The organism is Dietzia sp. IBK-p2-15D (assembly GCF_057773105.1).
This window is the reverse complement of the sequence record NZ_JBYMTK010000010.1, coordinates 95,361-110,904: the sequence shown is the minus strand read 5'-3', so window position 1 is coordinate 110,904 and position 15,544 is coordinate 95,361. Positions and strand designations below refer to the sequence as shown.

Annotated in this window: 13 protein-coding genes and 1 riboswitch; of the genes, 6 read left to right on the top strand and 7 right to left on the bottom strand. The window is 71.0% G+C overall.

The annotated features are described in order from the left end of the window. Positions 1 to 35 precede the first annotated feature (35 nt). Both AC3DEV_RS13630 and AC3DEV_RS13625 read right to left on the bottom strand, forming a co-directional pair. On the bottom strand, positions 36 to 758 hold the full coding sequence (locus AC3DEV_RS13630) for a nicotinamide mononucleotide transporter family protein (RefSeq protein WP_488372453.1): 723 nt from the start codon (positions 756 to 758) through the stop codon (positions 36 to 38). A 100-nt stretch (positions 759 to 858) separates the two neighbouring features. Further along, positions 859 to 1,053, bottom strand: a riboswitch (FMN riboswitch). Between the two features lie 101 nt (positions 1,054 to 1,154). Continuing rightward, complete coding sequence (locus AC3DEV_RS13625) at positions 1,155 to 1,634, bottom strand: Rieske (2Fe-2S) protein (RefSeq protein ID WP_271800587.1); 480 nt, start codon at positions 1,632 to 1,634, stop codon at positions 1,155 to 1,157. Between the two features lie 76 nt (positions 1,635 to 1,710). Between AC3DEV_RS13625 and AC3DEV_RS13620 the strand changes: the two genes are divergently transcribed. After that, positions 1,711 to 2,871, top strand: coding sequence for a pyridoxal phosphate-dependent aminotransferase (locus AC3DEV_RS13620; RefSeq protein ID WP_472982623.1), 1,161 nt, complete (start codon positions 1,711 to 1,713; stop codon positions 2,869 to 2,871). Positions 2,872 to 2,999: 128 nt separating this feature from the next. Further along, positions 3,000 to 4,859 (top strand): acyl-CoA dehydrogenase, encoded by a 1,860-nt coding sequence (locus AC3DEV_RS13615; protein ID WP_488372452.1) that lies wholly within the window; start codon positions 3,000 to 3,002, stop codon positions 4,857 to 4,859. 187 nt (positions 4,860 to 5,046) lie between these two features. Here the strand turns inward: AC3DEV_RS13615 and AC3DEV_RS13610 are convergent, their stop codons facing one another. The 3 genes from AC3DEV_RS13610 to AC3DEV_RS13600 are packed head-to-tail and all read right to left on the bottom strand — an operon-like array spanning position 5,047 to position 7,156. After that, positions 5,047 to 6,012 (bottom strand): NADPH:quinone oxidoreductase family protein, encoded by a 966-nt coding sequence (locus AC3DEV_RS13610; protein ID WP_488372451.1) that lies wholly within the window; start codon positions 6,010 to 6,012, stop codon positions 5,047 to 5,049. Between the two features lie 21 nt (positions 6,013 to 6,033). Further along, positions 6,034 to 6,471 (bottom strand): hypothetical protein, encoded by a 438-nt coding sequence (locus AC3DEV_RS13605; protein WP_067719033.1) that lies wholly within the window; start codon positions 6,469 to 6,471, stop codon positions 6,034 to 6,036. A gap of 22 nt (positions 6,472 to 6,493) precedes the next feature. After that, positions 6,494 to 7,156, bottom strand: a complete 663-nt coding sequence (locus AC3DEV_RS13600; protein WP_163376196.1) for an SDR family oxidoreductase — start codon at positions 7,154 to 7,156, stop codon at positions 6,494 to 6,496. A gap of 176 nt (positions 7,157 to 7,332) precedes the next feature. Between AC3DEV_RS13600 and AC3DEV_RS13595 the strand changes: the two genes are divergently transcribed. Further along, positions 7,333 to 8,595: a L,D-transpeptidase gene (locus AC3DEV_RS13595; protein ID WP_206473461.1), complete on the top strand. Its 1,263-nt coding sequence runs from the start codon at positions 7,333 to 7,335 to the stop codon at positions 8,593 to 8,595. 186 nt (positions 8,596 to 8,781) lie between these two features. Here the strand turns inward: AC3DEV_RS13595 and AC3DEV_RS13590 are convergent, their stop codons facing one another. Next, a complete protein-coding gene (locus AC3DEV_RS13590) occupies positions 8,782 to 10,257 on the bottom strand; it encodes a peptide MFS transporter (RefSeq protein ID WP_488372450.1) in 1,476 nt (491 codons plus the stop codon). Positions 10,258 to 10,483: 226 nt separating this feature from the next. Between AC3DEV_RS13590 and AC3DEV_RS13585 the strand changes: the two genes are divergently transcribed. Next, positions 10,484 to 11,845 (top strand): hemolysin family protein, encoded by a 1,362-nt coding sequence (locus tag AC3DEV_RS13585; RefSeq protein ID WP_488372449.1) that lies wholly within the window; start codon positions 10,484 to 10,486, stop codon positions 11,843 to 11,845. Beyond that, positions 11,842 to 12,945: a hemolysin family protein gene (locus AC3DEV_RS13580; RefSeq protein WP_253702200.1), complete on the top strand. Its 1,104-nt coding sequence runs from the start codon at positions 11,842 to 11,844 to the stop codon at positions 12,943 to 12,945. The genes AC3DEV_RS13585 and AC3DEV_RS13580 overlap by 4 nt, the downstream gene beginning before the upstream one ends. Positions 12,946 to 12,985: 40 nt before the next feature. On the opposite strand, the gene AC3DEV_RS13575 is transcribed toward AC3DEV_RS13580, so the two are convergent. After that, the gene (locus AC3DEV_RS13575) at positions 12,986 to 13,489 is read right to left on the bottom strand and encodes a DUF4112 domain-containing protein (protein WP_119192556.1); all 504 of its coding nucleotides are present in this window, start codon (positions 13,487 to 13,489) and stop codon (positions 12,986 to 12,988) included. A gap of 162 nt (positions 13,490 to 13,651) precedes the next feature. Between AC3DEV_RS13575 and AC3DEV_RS13570 the strand changes: the two genes are divergently transcribed. After that, positions 13,652 to 15,541, top strand: a complete 1,890-nt coding sequence (locus AC3DEV_RS13570; protein ID WP_488372448.1) for a penicillin-binding transpeptidase domain-containing protein — start codon at positions 13,652 to 13,654, stop codon at positions 15,539 to 15,541. The last annotated feature ends 3 nt before the right edge of the window (positions 15,542 to 15,544 follow it).

Below are 15,544 nucleotides of genomic sequence, written 5' to 3'. Positions count from 1 at the left end.
CCCGGCGGGGGGGCTGACACCAGGACAGGCCGTGGTCAGCCGACCGGCAGCTGCTCCCGCCGCTGCCCGGCGGGACCGGCGGCGTCCGCGCGTTCGGCCAGATCCACGCGCCACCACACCAGGAAACCCCAGATCACGAACGCGCCGTACACCAGGTACAGCGCCGCCGACGGGTAGTAGCCGGCCTTGAGCAGCAGCGGCACTCCCACGATGTCGACGCCGATCCACAGCAGCCAGAACTCGGTCCAGCCGCGGGCCATGCCGTAGGTGGCGAGGATCGATCCGGTGAAGATCCACGCGTCGGCCCACGGTCCCCACGAGCCGAGCTGGGCGAAGATCCAACCGAAGACCAGCGTGCCGGTCACCATGCCGATGACGAGACCGGCCCGCTGCCGGCCGGTCGCCCAGTGGGGATGGACGGCCACCGCGTCGGCGGCCGAGCCTCCGGGCAGGGCGGCACTCGCACGCCTGGACTGCGACCACCGCCACCAGCCGTAGACGCCCACCGCCAGGAACATGACCTGCCGGCCGGCCTGACCGTAAAGGTCCACGTCCTGCGGGGTGTGGAAGACGCCGCCGAGGAAGACGGTCAGAAGGGTGAGATTGCCGACGATTCCGACCGGCCACGCCCACACCACCCGACGCATACCGCCGATGGCGGCGGCCAGGCCGAAGACGTTGCCGACGATCTCGCGCCACAGGATCGGCACGCCACCGATCATCAACTGCGCGTCGAGGAATTCCACGAGAAGGCTCATCGTGTGCCCCTTTCACGGGCTCTACACAGACGGCCCAGGGCTTGTGACGCGACGCCCGCCCGGCCACGGTCGTCATTGACCGGGACCGCGTCGGGTGACGCGCGGTTCTCTTCCATCCGGACTATGACCGTCGGCCCCGGGATCACACCGGGTCTGCTGACCCCCGCGTGCGTGGAGTGGCCGGACCGGGAGTCCAACCGCACCGCGGGTGCGGGGCGCTCGCGGGCTCGCCGCCGGCCATGGGGCCGGTGACATCACCGCCGGTGGGGAGTTTCACCCCGCCCTGAGAACGTGTTCCCGTTCTACCCCTGACCGTGGCCGCGCCGCAAGCCGAGGCGGCGGCGGGTCGGCGGGCGCGGAGGCCGGCGGGGCTGCTGTCGCGGGCGGCGGCGGGCGTCAGCCGAGGGTGAGCTGCCCGCCGGACTCCGTCACCGGGATCGCGTCGAGCGGGCGCGGGGCCGGGGGCAGGGTGTTGCGGCCGTCGGTGGCGTCGTACTCGGCGCCGTGGAGCGGGCACCGCAGCGTCATTCCCTCGATCACCTGGACCACCCCGCCCTGGTGGGTGCAGCGGGCCGAGTAGGCGACGAACTCGCCCTCGACGGGCTGCGCGACGATCACCGTGGCCTCGCCGGCCCTGAACTGCTTGGCCGTGCCCGGCGGGATCTCGGCGGCGGGGATGGTGGTCGCGGGGACCGTGGTGGTCTGCTGCACCGTCGACGGGGGCTGCGCGGGCTCGGTCATGCCGCAGGCCGAGGCGATGCCCGGCAGCAGGATGATCCCGGGCAGGGCGGCCAGCACCGCGCGGCGCTGGGTGCACGGCCCGACGGTGGCGGCTCCACCGGTCGAGGCGGACGTGGCGGCGAGGGGCTCGGTCATGCCGCCCATGGTATCGGTCGGCGCCACCCGTCCTGCGTGTGCAGAACACCGTGTGCCGAACACCTAGGCTGCCCGTATGACGGTCCGCAGACTCCGACCCCACGCCACGACGATCTTCTCCGAGGTCTCGCAGCTGGCCACGCGGTTCGACGCCATCAACCTGGGCCAGGGCTTCCCCGACACGGACGGACCGGAGTCGATGATCGAGGCGGCCGCACGCGCCATGCGGGAGGGCCACAACCAGTACCCGCCGGGCATCGGCACCCCGGAACTGCGCCGGGCCGCCGCCGACCACGAGACCGCCCACACCGGACTGGTGCACGACCCGGACACCGAGGTGCTGGTGACGGTCGGCGCGACCGAGGCGATCGCCGCCGCGGTGGTGGGCCTGGTGGAGTACGACGACGAGGTGGTCGTGATCGAACCGTATTACGACTCCTACGCGGCCACGGTCGCGATGGCCGGCGCCACCCGTCGCGCCGCGAGGATGGTCCGCACGGGCGGCGAATTCCGACTCGACGTGGACTCGTTGCGGGACGCGTTCTCCCCGCGGACGCGGGCCGTGCTGGTGAACTCGCCCCACAATCCCACCGGGGCCGTCCTGCCGCGTGAGGACCTCGAACAGATCGCCGCGCTGTGCCACGAGTTCGACGCAATCGCCATCTCCGACGAGGTGTACGCCCACCTCACCTACGACGGGGTGGAGCACGTGTCGATCGCGACGCTGCCCGGGATGGCCGAGCGGACCCTGCGCATCTCGAGCGCCGGCAAGCTGCTCAACTGCACCGGGTGGAAGATCGGGTGGCTCACCGGGCCCGCGGACCTCGTGGCGGGGGCCCGCACCGCGCGGCAGTACATGAGCTTCACCGTCGCCTCGCCCCTGCAACTGGGCGTCGCGCACGCACTGCGCCACGAGCAGGAGTGGATCGCGACGCTGCGGCAGGACATGCAGGCTCGGCGGGACCAGTTGGTGGACACGCTCTCGGGAGTCGGGTTCGACCTCGTCGTCGCACAGGGCACGTACTTCCTCACCGCGGACCCGCGCCCACTCGGGGTGACCGACGCGGCGGCCTGGTGCCTGGAGTTGCCGGAACGGATCGGCGTGGCGGCGGTGCCGTTCGCCCCGTTCACCGACGCCTTCTCGGCGGAGTGGTCCCACCTGGTGCGGTTCGCGTTCTGCAAACGGCCCGAGGTGCTCGACGAGGCGGGACGACGGTTGCGGGCCCTGCACGGATAGTCGGTCCGGCACCGCCACCCACCTTCCGGACTACGGTCCGTAATTGCGCCGACCGCGGGGCGCCGTGCTCTACGGTGGGCACGTGACGCGCCACCCGGTGCGGACCACCGTCGTCGGAAAGGCCCCGCGTGTCCCACTACCGCAGCAACCCACGTGACCTGGAGTTCGTCCTGTTCGACGTGTTCGGTCTCGACGAGATCCTCGAGCGCGACGACGCCACCGAACTCGACGGCGACACGGTCCGCACCATGCTCCGGGAAGCCGCCGCGCTCGCCGAGGGACCGGTCGCCGCGTCGTTCACCACCGCCGACCGCAACCCGCCCACCTTCGACCCCGAGACCCACGAGGTCACCCTCCACCCCGACTACGTGGCCTCCGTCCGCGCCTGGCAGGACGCCGGCTGGGGCCTCGTCGGCGTGGACCCGGCCGTCGGGGGCGTGGCCGCACCGCGCCTGGTCACCTGGGCGATCAGCGAGTTCCTCGTGGGCGCCAACCCGTCGATCTTCATGTACCTGTCCGGTCCGCTGTTCGCCGGGATCATGCACTCGATCGGCAACGAGCAGCAGAAGACGTGGGCCACCAAGATCATCGAGCGCAACCACGGGTCGTCCATGATGCTCACCGAGGCCGAGGTCGGCTCCGACGTGGGCGCCGTGCGCACCAAGGCGATCGAGCAGCCCGACGGCACCTGGCACATCGAGGGCACCAAGCGGTTCATCACCGGCGCCGACACCGGCGACCTGTTCGAGAACATCTGGCACCAGGTGCTCGCCCGACCCGAGGGCGCCGGCCCCGGCACCAAGGGCCTGAGCTACTTCCTCGTGCCCAAGTACATGCCGGACCCGGAGACCGCCGCGCCGGGCGAGCGCAACGGCGTCTACGTCACCGGCATCGAGAAGAAGATGGGCCTGGCCGCCTCCGCGACCTGCGAGGTGGCTTTCGGCGCGCACGGCCGACCCGCCGTGGGGTTCCTGGCCGGTGACGTCCACCTGGGCATCAAGCAGATGTTCAAGACCATCGAGGCCGCCCGGATGATGGTCGGCACCAAGGCCATCTCCACCCTCTCCACGGGCTATCTGAACGCTCTCGAGTTCGCGCGCGAGCGGGTCCAGGGCAACGACATGGCCGACGCCGGCAACCCGGACGCCACGAAGGTCACCGTCATCCACCACCCGGACGTGCGCCGGTCGCTGCTCACGCAGAAGGCGTACGCCGAGGGGCTGCGCGCGGTGTACCTCTACGCCGCCGCCCACCAGGACATCGTGTCCGCCGAGGTCGTCTCCGGCGCCGGGCCCGAGCTCGCGCACACGGTCAACGACCTGCTCCTGCCCATCGTCAAGGGGGTGGGCTCCGAGCGGTCCTACCAGTGCCTCGCCGAGTCACTGCAGTGCTTCGGCGGTTCCGGGTACCTCAAGGACCACCCCGTCGAGCAGTACCTCCGCGACGCGAAGATCGACTCCCTCTACGAGGGCACCACCGCGATCCAGGCGCAGGATTTCTTCTTCCGCAAGATCATCCGCGACGGCGGGACCGCACTGGGCCACGTCGCGGCGCAGATCCACCGCACCGTGGACGAGGCCGGTCCCGCCGAGACCGGTCCCGCCGAGACCGGCCCGGCCGAGCTCGAGACCGCGCGCGCCGGGGTGGCCGGCGCCCTGGCCGACGTCGAGTCGATGGTCGGCACCCTCACGGAGCACCTCATGGGCGCCCAGGAGGATCCCGAGAAGCTCTACCTCATCGGGCTCGGCGCGGTCCCGCTGCTCATGGCGGTCGGCGACCTCATGGTGGGCTGGATGCTCCTGCGCGAGGCGGGCGGGGCGCTGGACCGGCTGCCGGAGGCGACCGGCGACGACCACGACTTCTACACCGGCAAGGTGACGGTGGCGAACTTCTTCGCCCGCGCCCACCTGCCGCAGGTGGGCGCCGCGCGGGCCACCATCGAGGCGCTCGACGTGGACGTCATGCACATGCCCGAGGGCGCGTTCTAGGTCGGGGCCTTCCGGCTCGGCCCGCCGGGGCGGCAGCGCACCTCGTCGTCGTCGTCGATCCCGGCCCTGCGGGCTACGGTGTCGTTCCCGGCCCGCCCCCCTCGTCGAGAAGAGCGTTTCGCCCACGTCTACCGAGTAGACGTGCGCGGAACGCTCTTCTCGATGGGGATCTGGGACGAGAGGGAGCTCACCGGCCAGTGGTGAGAACGATCTTGCCCACCGCGCCGCGGCCGTCCATGAGCTCGAGAGCCTCCGTGGCCTTCTCGAGGGGGAACTCGGCGCCGACCAGCGGGTCGAGCTTGCCGGCGGCCAGGAGCGGCTCGACCTCGGCCCACTGCTTCTGCAGGTAACCGGGGTTGGACATCCAGTACTCGCCCCAGCCCACGCCCACGGCGCTCTTGTTGCCCAGCAGCAGCCGGTTGACCTTGACCGTGGGGATCTCGCCGCCGGTGAACCCGATGACGAGGATCCGCCCCTCCTGACCGAGGGACCGGATGGAGTCGGTGAACCGGTCCCCGCCCACGGGGTCGACGACGATGTCGACGCCCTTCCCACCGGTGAGCTCCTTCACGGCGTCCTTGAAGCCCTCGGGCGCGATCGCGTCGCTCGCCCCGGCCTTCAGCGCCAGGTCCCGCTTCTCCTCCGTGGAGGCCACGGCGATGACGCGGGCACCCATCGCGGTCGCGAACTGGGTGGCCGCGATCCCGATCCCGCCGCCCGCGCCGTGGACCAGCACCGTCTCCCCCGCCTGCAGCCGGCCGCGGTGGGCCAACGCGAAGTGGACGGTGAGCACGTTCATCGGGATCGAGGCGCCCTGCGTGAACGACAGGCTGTCCGGGAGACGGAACACCTGACCGGGATCGGCCGAGACCACCTCGGCGAACCCGCCCAGACCCGGGAACGCACACACGCGGTCACCGGCGGCGAACCCCGAGCCGTCGGGGGCGGACCGCACCACGCCCGCCACCTCCGAGCCGGGGACGAACGGAAGCGGCGGCGAGATCTGGTACTTGCCGCGCGTCTGCAGCACCTCGGGGAAGGTCACCCCGGCGGCGTGGACGTCGATCAGCACCGCACCCGCGTCGGGCTCGGGGACGTCCACCACCTCGAGAGCGGCGGGTCCGTCATGGCTGGAGATGTGGATGGCACGCATGCGGTCCATAGTGTCAGCCCGTCACCGAACGCGTGCGCCCTCCGCCTCACGCTGGTGCCGCCGACGGCGGAGCAGGTGCAGGGCCAGCCCCACCGCCACGAACACCTGACCGATCTGGAAGGCCAGTGCCATGACGATGAACTCGCGGCCGAACGTCGTCGGCGAGATGAGGAGTGCTGCGCAGATGCCCAGCAGGACGACCGTGATGAGCTGCCCGCCCGCCAGGAACCTCCGCGGGTTCGTGGTGAGCTGACGACGGAACGCCATCAACAGCGAGTTGAGCGCCACCAGCAGGCACACCGGGACACCGATCTGGGCCGGGAAGAGGAACAGCACCACGAACAGCGGGTGGGAACTGAGGGTGACCGTGCCCTCGAACAGGAACTGCGGAACACTCCACAGGGCCGTGAGCAGCGCGCAGATCACCGAGATCCACGAACCGCCCACGAGGATCCTCACGCGGAGAGGATAACGCCGCGGGTCACTCCCTCGTCAGCGCCTCACCGATCGGGATGTCGCCGTCCGAGAATTCGATGGTGCGACCGGCGGTGTCCGGGCGGCGCAGGACGGCGGCGATGACGGCGGCCACCGCGTCCCTGCTGGTCGACCGGTCCTCACGCTTGTCGTCGCCCACCCCGATGGTCTCGCCGCCGGGCTCGTCGGTCAGTGCCCCCGGCCCGAGGATCGTCCACCCCAGGTCCGAGTCGCGCAGGTGCGCGTCCGCGGCGCCCTTGGCCTCCGCGTACGGGAAGAACGAGTCGTCCTCCGGGACGCCGTGGTCGGGGCCCGCACCGTCGTAGGAGACCATGACGTAGCGTCCCACCTCCTCGGCGGCGCTCGCGTCCATCGAGCGGATGGCGGCGTCACGGTCCACCGCGAAGGTGCGGTCGGGGTTCCCGCCGCCGGCGCCGGCGGTCCAGACGACCGCCCCGCTGCCGCGCACGATCTCGCGGAGCCCATCGACGTCGAGCGTCTCCACGTCCGCGACGACAGGGTTCGCACCCGCGGCGCGGACGTCGTCGGCGTGATCGGGATTGCGGATCACCGAATACACCTCGGCACCAGCCTCGGACAGGATCCTGGCGACGCGGAGGCCGACCTTGCCGTGGCCGCCGATGATGGTCACTGGTTTGTCGATAGTCATCTCTCCGTTGTACGCCTCCGCGTTCGCCAGCGGGGACTCCCCGGTTCGATCACGAATCCACAACGACCGGGCGTCCGTCGGTCCGGCGATTGGCCCGGTGTCGGACCCGGAGTGCATCATGTGGACATAAGCCGGGACTCACCGGCGGCCCCGCGTTCGTTCTTTCGGAGTACCGCATGTCCCTGTCCAGGTCTCGAACCCACTCTGCTCGGGCGGTGCCGGGTCCCCTCGGCCTGCTCGCCGCTCTCCTCGCCCTGCTCCTGGTCACCGCCGGGTGCACGATCCCGATGCCCGTCGGTTCCGCCGGGGAGACGACGCCCACGACTCCGACCTCCGAGGCGCCCGCCCCGGCGACGCTGGAGGTGACCCCGGCCGACGGTGCCACGGAGGTCGCCGTGGTGGACGGTGTCCGGGCCACCGTGGAGAACGGGACCATCACGGACGCCGTGCTCACCAACGATGCCGGCAAGGAGATCGAGGGCGAACTCTCACGCGACGGTTCCCAGTGGAAGCCGGCCGTCACCCTCGGATACGGGCGCACCTACACCCTTGAGATCACGTACGAGGGCGCGGCCGGCGGGAGCCGGAGCGACACCCGCACGTTCACCATGGCCGATCCGCTGGCCGTCGTCACGCCCAGCCTCGTCACCACGGGCGGGGCCGCCCTCGAGTCCGACCGTGAGTACGGCGTCGGGATCATCGTCGCGGCCAGGTTCGACCAGCCGATCGCCGATCGCGACGAGGCCGAGAAGCACATGACGGTCACGACGACCCCCGAGGTCGAGGGCAACTGGTTCTGGCTCAACGACTCGACCGCGCACTGGCGGCCCCGCGACTACTACGAGCCCGGCACGCGCGTGCAGGTCGCGCTGGACGTCGAGGGACGCAGCCTCGGCGGCGGGCAGTGGGGCGGGGCGAGCGCGGAAGCCGACTTCACCATCGGCGAGCGTCGCGTGGCGATCGCCGACGACGCGACCAAGACCGTCACCGTCTACCACGACCAGAAACCCGTGAGGGTCATGCCGACCTCCATGGGCAAGGGCGGATGGGCCACCTACGGCGACGTGACGATGCACTTCTGGACCCAGCCGGGCAACTACACGGTGCTCGACAAGGCCAGTTCCGTGGTGATGGACTCCTCGACCTACGGCCTGCCGTTGTCCGCCGGGTACAAGGTGACCGTCGACCACGGTGTGCGCCTCACCAACGACGGGATCTACTTCCACGCGCTCGAGTCGTCGATGTGGGCACAGGGGAACACCAACACCTCTCACGGCTGTCTCAACCTGTCGCCCACCGACGCGAAGTGGTACTTCGACCAGGCCGTGACGGGCGATGTCGTGGAGGTCAAGGGCACGGGCGGACCCGAACTCGGGGTCTGGCAGAACGGTGACTGGTCGGTGCCGTGGGAGGTCTGGCAGTCCGGCTCCGCCGACTGACGTCCCCCACGCGGCCCACGCGGCCCACGCATGACCGCCCGCAGCGCACACGGCCCACGTAGCCCACGCGGCCCACGCGACCTACGAAATCCGCTATCCGGATTCCGGATCGGCGCTCCCGAATGGAGCAGCCGATCCGGAATCCGGATAGCGGATCTTCTTGTCTCGTGTTGTCTGGGGGCGGAGTCAGCGCACGCCCATCATGTTCTTCCTGATCCACGGCGACAACGCGGCCATGATCCCGGCCAGGACGATCGAGGCGACACCCAGCACGAGGAAGTAGTTGCGCTCGGCACCGGCGTCCGTCGGGTCGTAGTACCCCGCGAGCACACCGGACAACGCACTGCCGATCGAGACGCTGAGGAAGAACAGCGCGACCATCTGCGTCTTGAACGCCTCCGGGGCGAGCTTGGTGGACAGGGACTGCCCGACCGGCGAGAGCAGCAGCTCGGCCATCGTGAACAGGAACAGGATCCCGACGATGCCCAGCAGCGGCGTCGCCACACTGCCCACGAAGAACAGGAACACCAGGTAGGCGATGCCCATGATGAGGTTCGCCAGGGCGAACTTCATCGGGCTCGAGGGCTGACGGTTCCCGAGCTTGACCCAGAGCGTCGCGAACACGGCGGCGAAGATGATGATGAACAGCGGGTTGATGGACTGCACCCAGCTCGCCGGCATCTCCCAGCCGCCCAGGTTGCGGTCCAGTCGCTGGTCGGAATAGATCGCGATCACCGTGAACTGCTGCTGGAACAGGGCCCAGAACGCCACCGAGGCCACGAACATCGGGATGAACGAGACCACCCGGCTGCGCTCGATCGGCTCCGTCTTCGCACTGGTGATGAGGAGGGCGAACAGCGCGATCGCGCCGACCACGGCGATCGCGGTGACGATGTCCGCCAGTGACTCCAGCGGCACGAGGCCGGTGGCGATGGCCGCCACGACGAGCAGCGCCACGACCGCGCCGATCCCCAGGTAGCGGACGCGCTGCGGCCGCGGGAGCGGGTCGGGGACGACAGCGCCGACACCCTTGAGGGTGGCGCCGCGCATCGCGACGTACTGGATGAGCCCGATGGCCATACCCGCGGCCGCAGCCCCGAAGCCCCAGTGGAAGCCGTAGTTGTCCCACAGCACCCCGGTGAGCAGCGGGCCCGTCAGGCCGCCGATGTTGACCGCCATGTAGTAGATCGAGAACGCGGCGTCCCGCCGGTCGTCGGTCCGGCGGTACATGTCGCCGACCACCGTGGAGGTGGTGGCCTTGAGGGTCCCCGCACCGACACCGACCAGTACGAGGCCGATCCCGAGGCCGATCTCCCCGGGCACGAGCGCCAACGACAGGTGGCCGAGCATGATCATCACGGCCGCGCCGAACAGCGTCCTCTCGGCGCCGAGGAGGCGGTCCGAGACCCAGCCGCCCAGGATCGCGGAGGCGTACACCAGACCGCCGTACGCGCCGACGATCGAGGCGGCGATCTCCTGGGAGTAACCGAGTCCGCCGTCGCCGACCGCGTAGTAGATGTAGTACGCCAGCAGACCCTGCATGCCGTAGAAACTGAACCGCTCCCACAGTTCGATCCCCGACAGGTTCGCCAATCCGAGTGGGTGGCCGAAGAACCTGCGGTCCGAATCGGCGAGAGCCACCTCGGCATTCCGAGTTGTCATGTAACTCAGTGATACTCCTGCTCCCCGGGCCAGACAAAACCGGTGCCGCTCGAGCTGCCCCGCAGGGGTGGGAGTCGACAATCGGTGCCCCAGACGGGAGAATCGGACCGATCAGCCCGGGCGATCTGCCCCGGGCGTAATCGAGAAGCGCAGGAGCACCTCCAGTGAGCCGAGCCGACACCCCGGCCCGATCTATCAGCCCCCTTCATCGAAGGGGGGACACCGGATGAGCATCGCGCTCTCACTCCTGGTCGGCGTCACCGTCGTCCTGGCCATCACCGCGCTCACGGGCTACTTCGTGGCGCAGGAATTCGCCTTCATGGCCGTTGATCGCTCGCGGATGGGGGCTGCCGCCGAAAAGGGCGACCCCGTCGCCGACCGCGTACTCGGGGTCACCAGGCGGACCTCGTTCATGCTGTCCGGCGCGCAGCTGGGCATCACCGTCACGACCCTCGTCGTCGGCTACGTGGCCGAGCCACTCATCGGGCGGGCACTGGGCGAACTACTCGGCCTCGCCTCCGTTCCGCAGGCCATCGGCGTCGGCGTGGGCACGGTCCTGGCCCTGCTGTTCTCGACCGTCGTGCAGATGCTCTTCGGCGAGCTCGTGCCCAAGAACCTGGCGATCGCCAAACCCGAGCCCGTCGCCCGCTGGCTGGCCCGGTCGACCACCATCTACCTGGCGCTGTTCGGCTGGATCATCGGGTTGTTCGACAAGGCGTCCGAGGCCCTGCTCAAGGCAGTCGGCATCGAACCGGTGCACGACAAGGAGCATTCCGCCACCGCCCGCGACCTCGAGCACATCGTCCACGAGTCCAGCGAGACCGGCGAACTCTCCCCGGAGCTCAGCCGCCTGCTGGACCGGATGCTCGACTTCCCCGGACAGCCGGCGGAGCACGCGATGATCCCGCGCTCCCGTACCGACGTGGTCCGCGGGGAGGACGCCGTCCCGGACGTGCTGTCGAAGATGGCCACCGGCCACACCCGCTACCCCGTGGTCGGCGAGGACTCCGACGACGTCATCGGCATCGTCGACCTGCACGACCTGCTGGTGATCTGCGACGACGAACGGGACACCTCCCTGACCCTGGTGTCGGAGGTCATGCGGGCCCCGATCGTCGTGCCCACCTCCCTGCCGTTGCCCGAGGTGGCGGCGCGCCTGAGCGAACAGAAGGCCGAGATGGCCGTGGTCGTCGACGAGTACGGCGGGTTCGCCGGAGTCGTGACGATGGAGGACATGGCGGAGGAGATCGTCGGGGAGATCGCCGACGAGCACGACCCGCAGGCCGCCGGGGACGCCCCGGTCAGTGAGGGGTTGGGCTGGGTCCTGGGCGGCGACACCCACCTGGACGAGGTCGAGCGCCTGCTCGACATCACCCTGCCCGAGGTCGACGCCGAGACGCTGGGCGGCCTCGTCGTCGAGACGATCGGTGACCTGCCGGACGTCGGCGACCGGGTGGACATCCCGCTGCCCGACACCGACATCCTCGAGGAGGTCTCCGCCGATCGCGTCCTGCGGGCCGAGGTCCGTCGTCTCGAGCGTCGCGTCCCCGCCGAGCTGCACATCGTGGTCGAGGAGGCCACACGATGACCCCCACCACGACCCTCATGGCCGCCGAGGCCCAGTCCGGACTCATGAGCAATCCCTGGGTGGTCCTGGCCGCGACCGTCCTGCTCATCGCGGCGTCCGCGTTCTTCGTGGCCGTCGAGTTCTCCCTCATCTCCGCGCGGCGCCACCGCCTCGAGGACGCCGCCGCCACCAGCAAGGCCGCCCGGGCGGCCCTGCGCAACGCCTCCGAACTCACCCTCCTGCTGGCGGGAGCGCAGCTGGGGATCACGCTGTGTGCACTGGCGCTGGGATCGATCACCAAGCCCGCCGTGCACCACTGGCTCACCCCGGTCTTCTCCGGCTGGGGCCTGCCGTTGTGGACCGCCGACGTCATCGCGTTCATCCTCGCGCTGATCATCGTGACGTTCCTGCACCTCGTGGTGGGCGAGATGGCCCCCAAGTCGTGGTCGATCACGCATCCCGAGTACTCGGCCACCCTGCTGGCGATCCCGATGCGGGCGTTCCTCTGGCTCACCCGTCCGCTCCTGGTCGCCCTCAACGCCATGGCGAACAACATCCTGCACCGGCTGGGTGTCGAGTCGAGGGACGAGGTGTCCGCGGGCCAGGACGCCGATTCACTGCGCGAGCTCGTGCGGCACTCCGGTGAGGCGGGGACCCTGGACGACACCCATCAGCGCCAGCTGCTCAGCGCCCTCGAGCTGCAGGAGCTCACCGTGGGCGACCTGCTCGGGGAGCGCGGGGTCGACACGCCCGCCTCGCCCGAGGAGATGTCCTCCGTCGGCGCGGACGCCACCCCGGGCGAGATCCGCGACACCGCCCGCCGCACCGGCCACCTGCGGCTACTGGTCCTCGAGGACGACACCGCCGTCGGCGTGGTGCACGCTCGGGACGCCATCGACGTCGAGGGGCCGGCCACCGCCCGCGAGCTCATGCGGTCGAGCCTGTCCCTCGAGCACGACCTGACCGTCGCGGAGGCGTTCCGCCGGATGCGTGACGCACGGGCGCACCTCGTCGTCGTCGAACAATCCGGCGGGCACCCGGGCACCCACGTCTCCGAGGTCCGCGGCGTCCTCACCCTCGACGACGTGGTCCGTCGCCTCCTGCCCGTCACCTCGGGGTAGATAGGCGGGGGGTAGATCGGCGCAGGTGGACCGGCGCGGGTCAGATCCGGCTGATGAGCCAGACCACGCCGAACAGCGCCAGCCCGGCGATCCCGAGCAGGACCAGCAGCATGAGCCCGACCGCGCCGATCGCCCTCAGCAGGTAGCCGCGCGCGTCGGTGTCGACGCGTCTGCCGTCGGCGATGGTGCGGTCGACCAGCCGCAGGTTCTTGGACGTGGCCTTGTGGGCGGCATCGGCGACGTCACCGACGAACGGGATCAGCCCGAGCACGGCGTCCACCAGGTAGTTCCAGCCCATCCGGAACAGGATCCGCACGGGCACCCGGTTGCGCACCGCCTCGGCGAACACGGCGGCCGCGAACACGGTGCCGACCGCGTCGCCGACCACCGGGACCAGCCCGATCACCGGATCCAGACCGACGCGATAGCGGGTGCCGGGGATGCGGACGAGGTCGTCGAGCACGCGCGCGAGACCGGTGGTGACCGGGGAGGCGCCGGTGCGGTCGACGGGTGCCGGGGCGGGGTCGGGGCGGTCGGGGTTCACGGGCCCGAGCCTACGGTCCGCGCTCCCGGTGCGCCCGGGCCCGGGATCTGGTTTCGTGGAGAGATGATGCCCACGCCCGCCTCTCAGCCGAGTCGCCCCCCGCTGCGGCCCCACCGCGATCCCGGCGCGACCCGGCACCCGCATCGTCGCGCCGGAGGCCTCGTGGCGGCGGCCCTCGCCGTCGTGCTCGTGGGGTCGGGGTGCGCCGCGCTGACCGGCGACACGGGCGCCGACGAGGTGGACCAGTTCCTGGCCGCCCTCAATCGGGGCGACGTGACGGGCGCGGCCGCGCTGACCACCGACCCGGCCGCCGCGGAGGAGACCATCATCGCGAGCGTCGAGGGGATGGGGTTGCCCGCGATCTCCGCGACCACCACCGGCGACGACGGGCGCCCCGACCGCGACCCGGTGACGGTGGAGATCACGTGGGACATGGGCGCCGCCGGAGCCGACGATGAAGGCGGCGAGAACGAGGGCGGCGCCGACGGTTCTGGTGACGACGACGAGGCGGGCTCCGGCCCGGCCGGCGGGGACGAGGCGGCCGACGCCGGGACGCGCAGCGTGACCACCCGCGGCGAGGTGCGGACGACCGAGGTGGGCGACGAGTGGAAGGTGCAGTGGGCGCCGACGGTGCTGGACACCCGGCTGGCACAGGGGGGTCGGCTGACGTTCGCCGAGGAACTCGACTGGGACACCGACATCCTGGACCGGACCGGCGAGCCGCTCATGCAGTGGACCCCCGTCACGGCGGTGACGCTGGCACCCGACGCCGCCGGCTCCGCGGACGCGGTCGCATCGCTGGTCAGCGGGGCCGCACCGACGATCACCGGGCAGACGATCCGCGACGGCATGGCCGAGGCCGGCGACCAGCCGTACCAGGTCGTGGCACTGCGCCCGGCGGACATCGACCCGATCCGCGATCAGCTCGCCGCGGTGCCGGGCGTGAGCCTGCCGGAGCAGGGCCAGCTCATCCGCACCGACCGCGACCTGGACTCCCCTGCCCTCGACGGCCTGCCGAACGCCTGGACGGAGGCGCTGCAGTCCGAGGCCGGCTGGTCGGCGCAGATCGTCAACCCCGGGGCCGAACCGATCGAGATCGGGGGCGCCCCGGCCGGGGAGGTCGACGACCTCGTCTCGATGGTCCAGATCTCGATGCAGCGCGAGGCCCAGCGGGCCGTGGACGCCAGCGGGTTGGCCGCGTCGATCGTCGCCATCCAACCCTCCACGGGTGGGGTGCTGGCGGTGGCCCAGAACGCCGCCGCCGACCGGCAGGGGCCCGTCTCGCTGCAGGGCCGCTTCCCGCCGGGGTCGACGTTCAAGGTGGTCACCACCGCCGCCGCGCTCTCCGCCGGCGTCGTGGGCCCGGACGAGATCGTGCCGTGCCCGGCGTCGGTCACCGTCTCGGGCCGGACGATCCCCAACGACGACGACTTCGAGCTGGGCCCCGTCCCCCTGGAGACGGCGTTCGCCCGGTCGTGCAACACCACTCAGGCCGTGATCAGCGACCGCCTGGAACCCGCGGCGATGAAGGACACCGCCGCGTCACTGGGCCTCGGCGTCGGGTTCTTCACCCCGGGGCTGAACACCTACACGGGGGAGGTGCCCGTCACCGAGCGGGGCCCGGGCCGGGTCGAGGCGGCGATCGGGCAGGGCGAGGTGCTGGCCAGCCCGTTCGGCATGGCGGTGATGACGGCGTCGCTCGCGAACGGTGGCCGGATGATCCTGCCGCAACTCATCGACGGGATGCCCGCGGTCGCCAACGACTCCCCCGAGCCGCTCGACGCGGCCGTGGTCGACACCCTGCGCCGCTACATGGTGCAGACCGTGCAGTCGGGCACCGCGACGGCCGCGAGGTCCGTGCCCGGGCTGGGCGGCAAGACCGGCACCGCCGAGGTGGGCAGCGGGCCGTCGCACGGCTGGTTCGTGGGCTTCACGGGGGACATCGCGGTCGCGGTCCTCATCGAGGGCGCCGACTCGTCCGGCCCGGCGGTGGAGATGGCCGCCGACTTCCTCGGGGGTGTCGGACAACCGGCACCGCTGGCCGCTCGGTAGTTT